Genomic DNA, 14192 nt, shown 5'->3' on the forward strand with positions numbered 1-14192 from the left:
ACAGTTCTATGACAGTGGCGGCAATCGAGCGCAGGACGTGCTCTATCGCTTCGTCTCGCCGAACACCACGGTTGGCACGGCGCGGTTGACGACCTCGCGCAGTGCGAAGCTCGATTGCACCCGCGCGACGCGCGGCAGGCGCGACAGCTCTGTGCGATGGATGCGCTCGAAATCCTGGATGTCGCGGGCGAGCACGATCAGGATGTAGTCGTCGGTGCCCGACATCAGGAAGCAACGCACAACGGAAGGGCACTTCACCACCTCCGCCTCGAACGCCTTCAGCGCCTCGTCGCTCTGGCTCTCCAGCGCGATGCGGACCAGCACCGTCGTGGTGAGGCCGAACTGGGTAAGGTCGAGCGCGGCCTGATAGGCCTGAATGTAGCCGTCATCCTCCAGCGCCTTCTGCCGTCGCGCGAGCGCTGTGCTTGACAGGCCCACCTTGTTGGCAAGCTCGGTGTGGCTGGCGCGCGCATTGGTCGTGAGTTCCGCGAGAATGGCGAGGTCTTTGCGGTCGAGGGCCAAGGTTTCGTTTCCGGCGTGAATGGGCACTTCCGCGACCGAAACCGGCGCGGGAAGGTCCAAGCTAGCGGATATTTGCACGAAACCAAACCGGCCACCTCGCTACGATCTCAAAAGGAATCAAAAGGAGGCCAGCAGGATGCGTGTCGGTGTGCCCAAGGAGATCAAGGTGCAGGAATATCGCGTCGGGCTCACCCCGGGCGCCGTCCGCGAATATATCGCGGCCGGGCACCAGGTGACGGTCGAGACCGGCGCCGGCAGTGGCATCGGCGCGTCCGATGAGGTGTACCAGCGGGCAGGGGCCTCCATTGCGGCGAGCGCAAGCGACATCTTCGCCAAGTCCGAGATGATCGTGAAGGTGAAGGAGCCGCAGAAGGGCGAATGGGCCCAGCTCCGCGAAGGCCAGATCCTGTTCACTTATCTCCACCTCGCGCCGGATCCGGAACAGGCCAAGGGCTTGCTCGCCTCCGGTTGCACTGCGATCGCCTATGAAACCGTCACCGACGCGGCCGGCCACCTCCCCCTGCTCGCGCCGATGAGCGAAGTCGCCGGCCGCCTCGCAATCGAGGCCGCCGGCGCCGCGCTCAAGCGGTCGGCCGGCGGTCGTGGCCTGCTGCTTGGCGGCGTGCCCGGCGTGCAGCCGGCGCGCGCGGTCGTGCTGGGCGGCGGCGTGGTGGGAACGCAGTCCGCACGGATGGCTGCAGGCCTCGGAGCCGAAGTCACGGTAATCGACCGCTCGATTCCACGCTTACGCGAGCTCGACGATCTCTTCGCCGGACGTGTGCGCACGCGCTTCTCGACGATCGAGTCCGTCGAAGAGGAAGTGTTCAGCGCCGACGTCGTAATCGGCGCGGTGCTGGTACCGGGCGCGAGCGCGCCGAAGCTCGTGACGCGCGCGATGCTGAAATCGATGCGGCCGGGCGCGGTGCTGGTCGACGTCGCGATCGACCAGGGCGGCTGTTTCGAGACTTCGCATGCGACGACGCACGCGGAGCCGACTTATGAGGTCGACGGCGTCGTGCACTATTGCGTGGCCAACATGCCAGGCGCGGTGCCGGTGACGTCGAGCCAGGCCCTGAACAATGCGACACTGCCGTTCGGCCTGATGCTGGCGAACAAGGGCTTTGCCGCGGTGCTGGAAAATCCGCATTTGCGCAACGGGCTGAACGTGCATCGCGGCCGTATCACCAACAAGGCGGTCGCGGAAAGCCTCGGGCTGGAATTTGCGCCGGTGGGAAGCGGGCTCGCGGCGTAGAGCCGCGACCCTACGCTTTCGTCAGTCTGTACTGCCGTATGTCCGGATCGTGTGTCATGCGCCAGTAGTCCACGAACCGCCACGGCATCGCCGAGAACACGCGTCCGCTTGAGTTGCGGTAGTAGGTGCTCATGCCTGGATGGGTCCAGATCATTGCCTCGTGCTCGGCATCGACCTTGCTGACATAGTCGTCGAGTACCTCGCGGCGGACGTCCATCGCGGCGAGGTCGTTCTCGATCATCTTGACGAGGCAAGCCGAGATGTAGCGACTCTGGCATTCCGATTGGAAGATGACGCTGCCGCCATGCGCCGGGCCGGAATTGGGCCCGAGCATGCAGAAGAAGTTGGGAAAATCGGGCACGGTGAGGCCGAGAAACGCGGTCGGGTTGTCGTTGGCCCAGGCCTGGCGCAAATTTTTGCCGTCGCGGCCGGTGATATTAAGGCGCGCCGCCATCTCCGTCACCTTGAAACCCGTGGCGACCACGATGGTGTCGGCGGGACGGTGCGTGCCGTCAACAGTGACAATGCCGCTTTCGTCTATGTGGTCGATCGCATCGGTGACCAGCTCGACATTGTCTCGCGCCAACGTCTTGAACCAGTTGTTGTCGAGCAGGATGCGCTTGCCATAGGGCGGATAGGTCGGCACGCATTTTGCGATCAGGTCGGGCCGGTCCTTCAGCTCTGAAAGGATGAAGTCGGTCAGCTCCTGACGGTGCCGGTCGTTGCCCTTGTTGACGGCGCGCTCCGGATGCGGCCAGGCCGGGTCCTTGCGCAGGAACGGCAGCAGGCCGTCGCCGTAGCGCCAGAACATGTTGAAGCGGTACCATTGAACATAGAACGGCAGATGTGCGAGCAGCCAGCGTGCGCCTTCGGTGATCGGATCGGCATAGCCCTTCACCGGCCGCGCCCATTGCGCGCTGCGCTGGTACACCGTGACCGAGGCGACGCGATCAGCGATCGTCGGCACCAGCTGCATCGACGTCGCGCCTGTGCCGATCACAGCAACATGCTTGCTGTCGAGGTTGATGTTATCGGACCATAGCGCCGAATGCAGGATCGTTCCCTTGAACCCCTCCTCGCCTTTGAAGTGCACGCGCGAGGGATCGTTGAGTTGGCCGATGGCCGAGACGAGCGCGGTGGATTCGAAGGTTTCTTCGCCGTTGCTTGTCTTGAGCGTCGAGATCCAGCGCCGCTTGTTGTCATCCCAGCGCGATGCCGTCAGCTCAGTGTTGACGCGCAGATGCTCGCGGATGCCGTATTCATCGGCGACTTTCAGGAGATAGCCGAGCAGCTCCTCGCGCTGGCAGAAATAGCGCGTCCAGGCACTGCCCGAGCCGAACGAGTAGGAATAGGAGTGGTTCGGCGTATCGACGCCGCAGCCGGGATAGCGGTTGATCCACCAGGTGCCGCCCAGCTCGGCATTCTTCTCGACGATGGTGTAGGGGATGCCGAGATGGCCGAGCGCCACTCCCAGCGCGATGGCGCAGACCCCGGCGCCGACGACCAGCACATGCTGCGCCGTGAGCTTTTCGTCCGCTGGCCGCTTGGTCCATCGGGCCTCGCGCGACACAAAGCCCATCTCCTCGCGCATCAGCGGCGCATATTCCGGCGCGACGTTCTCGCCGAGACAGGCACGCATCATCTTGAGCAGCATCTCTTCGCCGGGATCAGTGATGACGGGTGTGGGCGTGCCGTCGGCAAAGAGCGCGACCACGGCGGCGCGGATCTCGTCCTGGATCTCCCGGGGGACGCCAGCCTCGGGATCGGGGATCAAGCGGATGTCGCGCTTGGGCAGGTACGGCGGTCCGAGCCAGCGCTCGTCCCCGGTCATGTGCACCAGCACCATGAGGAGGCAGCGGATGTCGGCTTCCGCCATGGCCGAGGCAAGGTCGAGGGGCTTGCGGGGAGACTCGATGTTCATCGTCTTCTTCTGATCTCCGGCGATCCAGCAACGGACCTGCGGGCGACGGCAGGCTAGTCGACACGGATGGAATCGTCCACGCGGCCGACCTCGGGGCCCCGGCTCCGGTGCCCAAATAGGGCGAAAGAAGAAAACTATTGCCGCAGGATGGTCCGGCGGAAGGAGTTTCCCCTCAAGGGGTCAAAAACGCCAATCGCTTCCATTGCCGTTTTGGGCCGAAACGACGACATTCCATCCAGAAATTGGTGGATTGACGGCCATGGAACGCACTGGATTTGAGCCCTTCGGCGAGCAACTGGTGTCCGCAACGGACAGCCAGCCGCAGTCCCGCGCGTCAAAGCTGCTGCTGCGGGCCGGCACGGGTGTGTTCTGGACGCTGGTCGCAGGCATCGTGCTTGCGCGTGCGGCGTTCTTCGAGCCCGGCGTCTATGACAGCTTCAGCCACGTGGCTTCGCTGGCCAAGAATCTGCTCTTCTAAGACCGACCTGCTGTTCTGAGCCAGATTATTCCACGTCGAGGATCAAACTTACCTCGGCCCTGATATGTCGAAAACTTATTCCCCAACCGAGCAGTGCTGCGTATAAATCTTTCTCCTCAGGGAGAGATTTGTGTCGCAGAATCAAGCATCCAGCCCGGCCGACGCCAAGCCGACCACTGCTGCTAGCCGCGTCGTCGCGCTGATTCCCGGCATTCTCCTGTGCATCGCCGTGGCGGGTGTCTCGGCCCTGTTGGAGCGGGCCGAACTCGGCGTGTTCGAGCACCCCTATGTCGAGGCGCTGGTGATGGCAATCCTGCTGGGGATGGCCCTGCGCAGTTTCTGGAAGCCGGCGCCGCGCTGGCAGACCGGCATCGCCTTCAGCGCCAAGCAGCTGCTTGAAGTCGCCGTCATGCTGCTCGGCGCGTCCATCAGCTTTGCCGCCATCGCGGCCTCCGGCATTGCGCTGCTCGCCTCGATCGCCGCAGTCGTGGTGATCGCGCTCTGCGTCTCCTTCGGTCTGAGCCGCATGCTCGGGCTGTCGACCCGGCTGTCGATCCTGATTGCCTGCGGCAATTCCATCTGCGGCAATTCCGCGATCGCCGCGGTTGCGCCGATCATCGGCGCAAACAGCGACGAGATCGCATCCTCGATTTCCTTTACCGCCATCCTCGGCGTGATGATGGTGCTCGGCCTGCCGCTGCTGATCCCGTTGCTGCAGCTCTCCGCCACGCAGTACGGCATTCTCGCAGGGCTAACCGTCTATGCCGTGCCACAGGTGCTCGCGGCGACGGTGCCGGCCGGCCTGATCTCCACGCAGATCGGCACGCTGGTCAAGCTGATGCGCGTGCTGATGCTCGGTCCCGTGGTCGTCGGCCTCTCGCTCGTCGCCTCGCGCTGGCAGACCGGCGCCAAGAAGACCAATGTCGGCTTCTTCCGCCTCGTCCCCTGGTTCATCCTCGGCTTTCTTGCGCTGGCGACATTGCGCTCGCTCGAGATCGTGCCGACCACGGTGGTGGGACCGGTGACGAAGATCACGAGCTTTTTGACGGTGGTGTCGATGGCTGCGCTTGGCCTCGGCGTCGATGTGAAAGTGCTCGCCAATGTCGGCGGCCGGGTGACGGCCGCGGTGACGCTGTCGCTGATGCTGCTGCTCGGCATCAGCATCGCGCTGGTGCACTGGTTCAAGTGATCAAGGCGACACTGCCGTAGGGTGGGCAAAGGCGCGAAAGCGCCGTGCCCACGATCGGTTCTGATTGAGAAAGGTGGTGGGCACGCTTCGCTTTGCCCACCCTACGAAACCGTCATTTCCGCAGGCAGGTCGAGCTAAATCAAATCACATCCGCCAGCGAATGGCCGTGCAGCTCGATGTTGAGCCCCTGCATACCCAGGTCGTTGATCTCGCCGCCCATCGCCTTCAGGCTCTCCTCGCGGATCAGCGACATCAGTCCGCGACGCAGAGCCAGGAATTCCGACGACATCATCATCGATTGCTGCCGCGGCCGTTCCAGCGGGATCGGGATCTCCGCCTTGATCGAGCCCGGGCGCGCGGTCATGCAGTAGACGCGATCCGACAGGAAGATCGCCTCGTCGATGTCGTGGGTGACGAACAGCACCGAGATCTTCAGGCGCTGCCACATATTGGTGAGGATCTGCTGCATGATGACCCGGGTCTGCGCGTCGAGCGCGCCGAAGGGCTCGTCGAGCAGCAGCACCTTCGGCCCCGTGGCGAGCGCGCGGACGATGCCGACGCGCTGCTTCATGCCGCCGGAGAGTTTCTCCGGATAATGCTTTTCGAAGGCTTCGAGGCCTGCGAGTCCGAGCAGCGTGCGCGCCGCCCGTTCGCGCTGCGAGCGCGCCATGCCGCGCATCTTCAGGCCAAACTCGACATTCTCCCGCACCGTCTTCCAGGGAAACAGCGAGTATTGCTGAAACACCATGCCGCGCTCGGCGCTGGGGCCGTTCACGCGCTCGCCGTCGACGGTGACGATGCCCGTGGTGGGTTTGAGGAAGCCCGCGACTGCATTGAGCAGCGTCGATTTTCCGCAGCCTGAAGGGCCGACGATCGAGACGAATTCGCCGGGATTCACATGGATCTGCGTATCCGTGACGGCCTGAACCGGCCCCTCGATGCTGTCATAGCTGAGGGAGAAATTTCTGACCTCGATATGGCCCTTCGGTTTGCTCGCAAGCATCTCGCTCATCTCGTCGACCTCCACGGCATCACCAGATGTCCCGCGCCCCGGATCAGCAGGCTCGAGCCGAGACCAAGCACGCCGATCGCGATCATGCCGAGCGCGATGTCGGCGTACTGAACCAGCGAATAGGCCTCCCAGGTAAAATAGCCGATGCCGTACTGGCCCGAGATCATCTCGGCCGCAATCAGCGATACCCAGGCGACGCCCATGCCGATGGTAAGGCCGGTGAAGATGTGCGGCAGCGAGGCCGGAAAATACACCTCGCGAAAGATCGAGCGCTCGCGCGCGCCGAGACATTGCGCCGCGCGGACCAGCACCGGATCGACCAGCGACATGCCGTGCAGCGTATTGACCAGGATCGGGAAGAACGAGCCGAGGAAGGTGATGAAGACGATGCTCTGCTCGTTGGTTGGCCACAGCATGATCGCCATTGGCACCCAGGCGATCGCCGGGATTGGCCGCAGCACTTCGGCCACAGGGAAGATGATCTCGTGGACCAACTTGAAGCGGCCCATGATCAGGCCGAGCGGCACGCCGACAACAGCGGCGAGCGAAAAGCCGATGAAGATGCGCCGGCAGCTCAGCACGATGTGCATCAGGAATTTAGGATCGTGGATCGCCTTGGCGAAGCTCGCATAGACCGCGAGCGGCGAAGGCACGTTCGTGAAGCGCACGAAGAACACGACGCGATAGGTCGTGAGCAGGTGCCAGACCAGCAGGAAGGTAATCAGCGAGATCACGCCGATCGCGGTCGCACGCAGGCGGCCCTGGTTCAGCCGGTACCAGCGCAATGTAAGCGTGCCGAAAGAGGGCGGTGTGACCGGGGGTGTGACGGCGGGCGCAGGGCCCGCCTCGGCGATGGCTGTTGCCGGCATGCTGTCCTCGGGATGTCTGACGAGGGCGGGACTGCTCACGTCTTGCCTCCGCTGACGGCCGCCTTCACCGCGTCGTCGAAACCCAGCACTTTGCCGCTGATCTTGGCGGCATAAGCCTCCGCGTCCTTCTTCAGCAGGAACGGCGCGACGTCGCCATTGCCGACTGCGAAGAAGGCCTGGTCGGCGAACAGCTTGATGCCGCGGGTGGTGTCGAAGACGTAAGCAACGTTGATCTTCTTGCCCTTGGCCTTGAAGTCGGCATAGGCGCCAAGCGTGCAGGCGGCGGACGAGAACGGCAGGATGCCGGCCTCATCCACCCAGACCTCGCCGGCCTTGCGCGGATCGGTGATCGGCTTCTTGCAAAAGCTGTCTTCACCGGAGATTTCGTAATTCTTGGTGCTGGCAAGCTGCGCGTCATAGTCGAGCTTCATCTCGGCATAGGCCTTGCGGATGTAGCTGTCATCGACCCACTTCTTCGGATCGAACTCCTTCATGCGCCCGAGCTTCTGGAGTACCTTGACGTCGGTCGCGGCCGCATCGATCAGAGCCGGCTTGATCGTTGGGTCGGTGGTCATGTTGCCGCCCGGCCCGAGGAAGATGTAGACGACTTCCTTGTTGATGCCGGTCCATTCCTGGATCTTCTCGGCCGCGAGCTTGGGATCGTCGCGCAGCCACTGGTTGGCGGCGATCAGCGCCTTGAAGTAGGCGACCACGACCTCGGGATATTTCTCCGCAAAGTCGGTTCGCACGACGACGCCGTGCCAGGTCGGCAGATTGGTTTCGACGCCGTCGAAGATCTTGCGCGCGAAGCCGCGGAAGGGCAGGAGCTCGGCGAACGGGACGAAGTCGGCGTGCGCGTCGATCTTCTTTTCCTGGAGATTGGTGGAGCCGACCTCAGGGCTCTGGCTGACGAGCTGGAAGAAGTCGGAGCCGTATCCGCGGTCCTGCATCGCTTTCAGCACCATGCCGTGCGCGGCAGAGCCGAACGGCACGCTGACCAGCTTGCCCTTGAGATCGGCGAGTTCGTAGTAGGGCGAGTCCTTGTGGACGACGATGCCGTTGCCGGAGCCTTCGAGGCTGTAGGCGGCGACGCCGACCAATCGGCTCTTGCTCTCCGGATTGCTCTCGAAGGTGAAGCCGTTCACGATCAGCGGATAGTCGCCCATCATGCCGATCTGAAGCTTGTTGGCCATCATCGCGTTGGTGACGGGCGGGCCGGACGTGAAGTTCTGCCATTCCAGCTCGAACTTGATGTTTGAATATTTGCCGTCCTTCGGCAGATATTTTTCGAGCAGATGAAGCTGCCGGATCACGACGCCGGCGGTCACCGTGTTGGTGGTGGTATCCTGCGTTCCGATGCCGAGGGTGACGGTTTCCGCCGAGGCCGGATGCGCAGTTAAGAGCGCAAGCGACGTCACCGACATCGCGATTGAGAGTGTGGGAAGATGGCGGGCCATTCTCATCCTCATTCGGTTGGATGTGCTGTGGTTGCCATGATTGGGTGAGGGCATCGGCTGGGCAAACCCGGAATGAGCACCGCAGTCGATTAGTTGCCGGGAAAAGTTGATTGCATACTCCTTGGGCAGTCCTGCACTATAAAGCCGCTTGCCTGTGCACCGGCCTTGCTCCCAATTTCCCTTAGTCGGATGCGTGGCCCCGCATTTCCTCCAGTACGTCGGTCCGGCAGACCACGATCTGCGAGCGCTTGGTCAGGACGATTCCCTTTTCCTGCATCCGCTTCAGGCTGATCGTGACCCATTGTCTGGTGGCACCGACCATGTGGGCAATGTCGGCATGGGTGAACGCCGCGGCAATCACCCGGCCGTCGACATCCTCGACGCCATAGAGCTCGACGAGGTGCAGCAGCAGATGTGCGAGGCGCTGCGTGATCGAGCGCGTTCCCAGCATCTGCGCCAGCGCCGAATAGCATTTGCCCTTGAAGGTGAGGCCCTCGATCAGCCCAATCGCAAGGCTTGGGATCTCTGAGGCAAGGGACCGCAGTTCCTTTCCGGGAAGGTGCACGACGCTGCAATTGCTGGACGCGACACCGGACCATTGGTGCACGGTGCCCTCGAACACTTCGGGCCCGCCGACGAAATTGCCGACATGCCAGTAGGCCAGTGTGATCTCACGCCCGAGCGGGGAGGTGTAGAACACGCGGATCCGACCGCTTTCGATCAGCCAGATGCCGTCATGCTTGCCGCCCTGACTGAACAGCGTCTGGCCGCGGTTGAGCACCTTTCGCCGGCCCTGCTTTAGCACCAGCTCCCGCTCTCGGGGGCTGAGCTTGTCCATCAGCGGCGGCGGCCCGCCGATCCATTGCTGGTTCTCGGTCAGCAGCAGCGAGGAACTGCCCGCAGGCCGAACTGCCGGGGGGACGGTCCCGCGCACTGCACTTGCCGCCTGCAACATTATCTGCCTCCGGAACGTTCAAATCGTTCTAAAGAGGAGCAATGTCCGTGCCAGATGCGGGCAAACGGGCGCTTACCGCCCGGCCAGGCTCAGCAGATAGGGTTTAGGGTAAATCCCCCTGTTGTGCCCATCCGAAAACGAGATGTTCAGCCCGTAGCCGAGATCGCCGATCTCGGTGATCGCGATCCCCGGAAACGCGTCCGGGAAGCGACCGTCGAAGCGGGCGCGGGTGCAGTGGGCGCATTTGCAGGAGAGGCGGAGTGCCTCGGCGGGCACGCTGAGCGCATCGTCCTGCGCGGTGCGGACGAGGAGCGTCGCGAGATCGGCGCTTGCTTCATAGTCGGCCACGGTCGGTACCACCAGGGTCATGGTCATGACGAACCTCCGACTTCGTTCTACACGCGCGGGCGCGCGCGAATAGCAACTAATTGCCGGCGCATACGGGACCGCGTGCCTGATCTTCGATCACCACTCGCGAAATGTGAAACTAATCGACCGGGAGTTTCACTTCCGAATTGCCGGACTCTGCTCTCTCCGAGAACCTGTGCGCAATCACGAAGGAGAGACCATGAGCGCATTTCAGAAGGAAACGGTTTTGTCGGTCCGGCACTGGACCGAGTCACTATTCAGTTTCACCGCAACGCGTGATCCCGGCTTCCGTTTCCAGAATGGCCAGTTCGCGATGATCGGGCTGGAAGTCGAGGGCAAGCCGTTGATGCGGGCCTACAGCATGGCCAGCGCCAATCACGAAGAGGCGCTCGAATTCTTCTCGATCAAGGTGCAGGACGGTCCGCTGACCTCGCGCCTCCAGAAGATCAGGGAAGGCGACGTCATCCTGGTCGGCCGCAAAGCGACGGGTACGCTGATCACCGGCAACCTCATCCCGGGAAAGCGCCTGCTGCTGCTCTCGACCGGCACGGGCCTTGCGCCCTTCGCCAGCCTGATCAAGGATCCAGATGTCTACGAGAACTACGAGACTATCGTACTCGCCCATGGCTGCCGCCAGGTCTCCGAGCTTGCTTACGGCGAGCACGTCGTCGACGGCCTGCGCAGTCACGAATTCTTCGGGCCGCTGATCCGCGACAAGCTCGTCTATTACCCGACCGTCACCCGCGAGCCGTTCCGCAATCGCGGCCGCATCACCGACCTGATCGCGTCCAACCAGCTGTTCGACGATCTCGGGCTAACAGGCCTCGATATCGAGACGGATCGGATCATGCTGTGCGGCAGCCCGGCGATGCTTGAGGAACTCCCCGCGATGTTTACCGCGCGCGGCTTCGTTGAGGGCAATCACAGCCAGCCCGGCCATTTCGTGATCGAAAAGGCCTTCGTCGAGCGCTGAGGCGCAAATCGCGTCCCGGCGACAACTAATTGCTATCGCCGGACGACCAGCTGAACAAATCTGACGCAAAGGCGCCGGACACCGGCGAACCAGGAGCAAGTGATGGCACTAGATCAGATCGTCGACGGACTTTCCGAGGTTTCCTGCGACGTGCTGGTCATCGGCGGCGGCACGGCGGGCCCGATGGCGGCGCTGAAGGCGAAGCTGAAGAACCCGAAGGCCAATGTCGTCCTGCTCGAAAAGGCCAACGTCAAGCGCTCCGGCGCAATCTCGATGGGCATGGACGGGCTGAACAACGCGGTCATCCCCGGCTATGCGACGCCGGAGCAGTACACCAAGGAAATTACGATCGCCAATGACGGCATCGTTGACCAGAAGGCGGTCTATAAATACGCGCAAAACTGCTACAAGATCATTGAGGAGCTCGACAGTTTCGGCATCCGCTTCCTGAAGAACGAGAACGGCGACTATGCCGTCAAGAAGGTGCATCACATCGGCACCTATGTTCTGCCGATGCCGAACGGCGAGACCGTGAAGAAGGCGCTCTATCGCCAGCTCCGCCGCGCGCGTATCCTGATCTCCAACCGCTACATGGCGACGCGGCTGCTGAAATCGTCCGATGGTCGCATCGCCGGCGCGATCTCCGTCAACACCCGCACTGCCGAGATCCTCGTCATCAAGGCCAAGGCCGTGATCCTCTGTATGGGCGCCGCCGGTCGCCTCGGCCTGCCGACCTCCGGCTACATGTTCGGCACCTACGAGAACGCCGCCAATTCCGGTGACGGCTATTCCATGGCCTATCACGCCGGCGCTGCGCTCGCGAACCTCGAATGCTACCAGATCAACCCGTTGATCAAGGACTATAACGGCCCGGCCTGCGCCTATGTCGCCGGTCCCTTCGGCGCCTTCACCGCGAACAACGAGGGCTCGCGATTCATCGAATGCGATTACTGGTCTGGGCAGATGATGCTGGAATTCTACAACGAACTCCTGTCCGGCAAGGGGCCGGTTTTCCTCCAGCTCAAGCACCTCCATCCCGACACCATCTCGGAGATCGAATCCACGCTGCATAAGGTCGAGCGTCCGACGCGCGGCCTGTTCCAGCAGGGGCGCGGGGTCGATTATCGCAGCGAGTCGATCGAGATGCACATCTCCGAGATCGGCTTCTGCTCCGGCCACAGCGCCTCGGGCGTGTTCGTTGACGACAATGCGCGCACCACCGTCCCCGGCCTCTACGCCGCCGGCGACATGGCGAGCGTACCGCACAATTACATGCTCGGCGCCTTCACCAACGGCTCGGTCGCCGGCATCGACGCGATGGAGTTCGCCGACAATCACAACTTTGCCGAGTTCGATGCCGCTGACGTCGCCAGGGAGCGCGACCGCGTGCTGGCACCGACCAAGCGCGAGGACGGCATTCCGCCAAACCAGGTCGAGTACAAGACCCGCCGCCTGGTGAATGATTATCTCCAACCGCCGAAAGTCACGCGCAAATACGAGCTCGGCATGCGCCGCCTCGCAGAGACGCGGCAGGACATGCAGGAGCGTATGATCGCGCGCAACGCGCATGAGCTGCTCCGCGCGCTCGAAGTGCAGTCGATCATGGATTGCGCCGATATGGCCGTGCATGCCTCGCTCTATCGCGAGGAGAGCCGCTGGGGCCTCTATCACTGGCGCACTGATTTCCCGGAGAAGGACAACGAGAACTGGTTCTGCCACACGCTGCTGTCGAAGCAGAACGGCAAGATGACCAGCGAGAAGCGTGCGGTGGAGCCCTACGTCGTTCCGATCGCCGACGACGAGAAGGATCTCTACGATAAGCAGCGCATCCGCGCCACCGCCTGATCCACCGCACAAGAGCAACAGGAGACATCAAATGCCTCTCGCATCCTATCAGACATCGGTTCCGGTGGTCGTCGACGACGCCAAATGCATCGCGGACAAGGGCTGCACCGTCTGCGTCGACGTCTGCCCGCTCGACGTGCTGCGCATCAGCGACATGACCGGCAAGGCCTACATGGCCTATGACGAGTGCTGGTACTGCATGCCTTGCGAGGCCGATTGTCCGACGGGCGCCGTCACCGTCAACATTCCCTATCTGTTGAGGTGATCATGTCGAGCCCGTTCGAATCTTACGACGATCTCGAAGATGCCGACGAGCGGCTCCAGGCCGCCGATCCCGCTGAGCGCCGCGTCGCCATCATCGCGCTCGGCCATTCCGGCGATCCCGCAGCCGTTGCGCATCTCGCCAATATGGTGGCTGATCCCGACGCCGGCGTGCGCCAGCAGGTGGCGATGGCACTCGGGGAGTTCGATGGACCGGAAGCGGCAGGTGCGCTGGTGAAGCTGTTGGTCGATCCGGAAAGGATCGTCGCGGCGGCCGCCGCCGACAGCATGGCCGAGTTCAAGGATACCGCCTGCGCCAATGTCATCCTGCCGCTCGTCAAGCATGCCCACGCCTTCGTGCGCATGGGCGCATTGCGTGCGCTGAAGGAGTTGCGCTGCAAGGATACGCTCAAGCCCGCGCTGGAAGCGCTTCAGGACCCGGATGCTGCCGTTCGCGTGCAGGCGATCGGCGTGATCGGCTTTCTAAAGTTGGAAGAATCCATCCCCGCGCTGACGGCATTGATCAACGATCCCGACGCGCATGTGCGCCGCGCTGCGGTGAGCGCGCTGGCGTTCTCGCAGATGAAGCCTGCTGCCGAGATGATCACTCGCGCACTGAAGGACTCGGACTGGATGGTGCGCGAGATGGCGGCCGAGACTTTGGGTCTCAACACCAATGGTTCGCTCGCAGCAGACCAGCTCGTTGGCGCGCTCGGCGACGAGTTCTGGCAGGTGCGGCTGAAGGCGATCCGCAGCCTCGGCAGGATGAAGGTCGAGCGCGCGGTGCGTCCGATCGGCAATTGCGTCAATCATGACCAGGCGAATTTGCGGAAAGAGGCGGCCGCCGCGCTCGGCGAGATCGCCCATCCCGACGGTGAGGCCTTTTTGGCCGTCATCGCCGACGATGCGGATCCTGATGTCCGCAAGAACGCACGCTGGGCACTGCAGCAGATCGCGGCCCGCAAGGCGCGCGCAGGCGCATAAAGGCGAGCGCAGGGACATAGCGGCGGGGCACCTGCCGCTATGGACTTCCCCCGCCAGACGTTTATTTGTCTTCGCCAATGGGATCGGCCACTTGCGAAAGTGACC

Annotated in this window: 14 protein-coding genes; 7 read left to right on the forward strand and 7 right to left on the reverse strand. The window is 63.0% G+C overall.

Annotated features, from left to right (window positions below; all coding sequences use genetic code 11):
• Nucleotides 1-42: 42 nt before the first annotated feature.
• Nucleotides 43-522, reverse strand: a complete 480-nt coding sequence (locus XI06_RS08260; protein ID WP_237859201.1) for an Lrp/AsnC family transcriptional regulator — start codon at nt 520-522, stop codon at nt 43-45.
• A 136-nt stretch (nt 523-658) separates the two neighbouring features.
• On the opposite strand from XI06_RS08260, the gene ald reads away from it, so the two are divergent.
• Nucleotides 659-1774 (forward strand): alanine dehydrogenase, encoded by a 1116-nt coding sequence (ald, locus tag XI06_RS08265; protein ID WP_237859200.1) that lies wholly within the window; start codon nt 659-661, stop codon nt 1772-1774.
• Nucleotides 1775-1784: 10 nt separating this feature from the next.
• On the opposite strand, the gene XI06_RS08270 is transcribed toward ald, so the two are convergent.
• Nucleotides 1785-3695 carry a flavin-containing monooxygenase gene (locus XI06_RS08270; RefSeq protein ID WP_271605021.1) on the reverse strand — a complete coding sequence of 637 codons (1911 nt, stop codon included), beginning with the start codon at nt 3693-3695 and terminating at the stop codon, nt 1785-1787.
• Between the two features lie 259 nt (nt 3696-3954).
• Here XI06_RS08270 and XI06_RS08275 point away from each other — a divergent pair, with 259 nt between their 5' ends.
• On the forward strand, nt 3955-4173 hold the full coding sequence (locus tag XI06_RS08275; RefSeq protein ID WP_237859198.1) for a hypothetical protein: 219 nt from the start codon (nt 3955-3957) through the stop codon (nt 4171-4173).
• A 130-nt stretch (nt 4174-4303) separates the two neighbouring features.
• Nucleotides 4304-5362, forward strand: a complete 1059-nt coding sequence (locus XI06_RS08280; protein ID WP_271605022.1) for a YeiH family protein — start codon at nt 4304-4306, stop codon at nt 5360-5362.
• A gap of 139 nt (nt 5363-5501) precedes the next feature.
• On the opposite strand, the gene XI06_RS08285 is transcribed toward XI06_RS08280, so the two are convergent.
• The 5 genes from XI06_RS08285 to XI06_RS08305 form a co-directional block, all read right to left on the reverse strand.
• On the reverse strand, nt 5502-6374 hold the full coding sequence (locus tag XI06_RS08285; RefSeq protein ID WP_237859196.1) for an ABC transporter ATP-binding protein: 873 nt from the start codon (nt 6372-6374) through the stop codon (nt 5502-5504).
• Nucleotides 6371-7282: an ABC transporter permease gene (locus tag XI06_RS08290; protein ID WP_271605023.1), complete on the reverse strand. Its 912-nt coding sequence runs from the start codon at nt 7280-7282 to the stop codon at nt 6371-6373. Before XI06_RS08290 ends, XI06_RS08285 begins: the two co-directional genes overlap by 4 nt.
• The gene (locus XI06_RS08295) at nt 7279-8700 is read right to left on the reverse strand and encodes an ABC transporter substrate-binding protein (RefSeq protein WP_237869861.1); all 1422 of its coding nucleotides are present in this window, start codon (nt 8698-8700) and stop codon (nt 7279-7281) included. Before XI06_RS08295 ends, XI06_RS08290 begins: the two co-directional genes overlap by 4 nt.
• 181 nt (nt 8701-8881) lie before the next feature.
• Nucleotides 8882-9655 (reverse strand): Crp/Fnr family transcriptional regulator, encoded by a 774-nt coding sequence (locus XI06_RS08300; protein ID WP_237859192.1) that lies wholly within the window; start codon nt 9653-9655, stop codon nt 8882-8884.
• A 72-nt stretch (nt 9656-9727) separates the two neighbouring features.
• Entirely contained in the window at nt 9728-10024 is a 297-nt protein-coding gene (locus XI06_RS08305; RefSeq protein WP_237859460.1) for a gamma-butyrobetaine hydroxylase-like domain-containing protein, read from the reverse strand.
• Between the two features lie 199 nt (nt 10025-10223).
• Between XI06_RS08305 and XI06_RS08310 the strand changes: the two genes are divergently transcribed.
• From XI06_RS08310 to XI06_RS08325, 4 genes are all read left to right on the forward strand, one after another.
• Entirely contained in the window at nt 10224-10997 is a 774-nt protein-coding gene (locus XI06_RS08310; protein ID WP_237859191.1) for a ferredoxin--NADP reductase, read from the forward strand.
• Between the two features lie 102 nt (nt 10998-11099).
• On the forward strand, nt 11100-12842 hold the full coding sequence (locus XI06_RS08315) for a fumarate reductase/succinate dehydrogenase flavoprotein subunit (RefSeq protein WP_271605024.1): 1743 nt from the start codon (nt 11100-11102) through the stop codon (nt 12840-12842).
• Nucleotides 12843-12873: 31 nt separating this feature from the next.
• On the forward strand, nt 12874-13107 hold the full coding sequence (locus tag XI06_RS08320; protein WP_008141081.1) for a 4Fe-4S dicluster domain-containing protein: 234 nt from the start codon (nt 12874-12876) through the stop codon (nt 13105-13107).
• Between the two features lie 2 nt (nt 13108-13109).
• Complete coding sequence (locus XI06_RS08325) at nt 13110-14087, forward strand: HEAT repeat domain-containing protein (protein WP_237859189.1); 978 nt, start codon at nt 13110-13112, stop codon at nt 14085-14087.
• The last annotated feature ends 105 nt before the right edge of the window (nt 14088-14192 follow it).

Origin of the sequence: Bradyrhizobium sp. CCBAU 11434 (assembly GCF_028128895.1) — a bacterium.
Taxonomy (GTDB): Bacteria; Pseudomonadota; Alphaproteobacteria; order Rhizobiales; family Xanthobacteraceae; genus Bradyrhizobium; species Bradyrhizobium zhengyangense.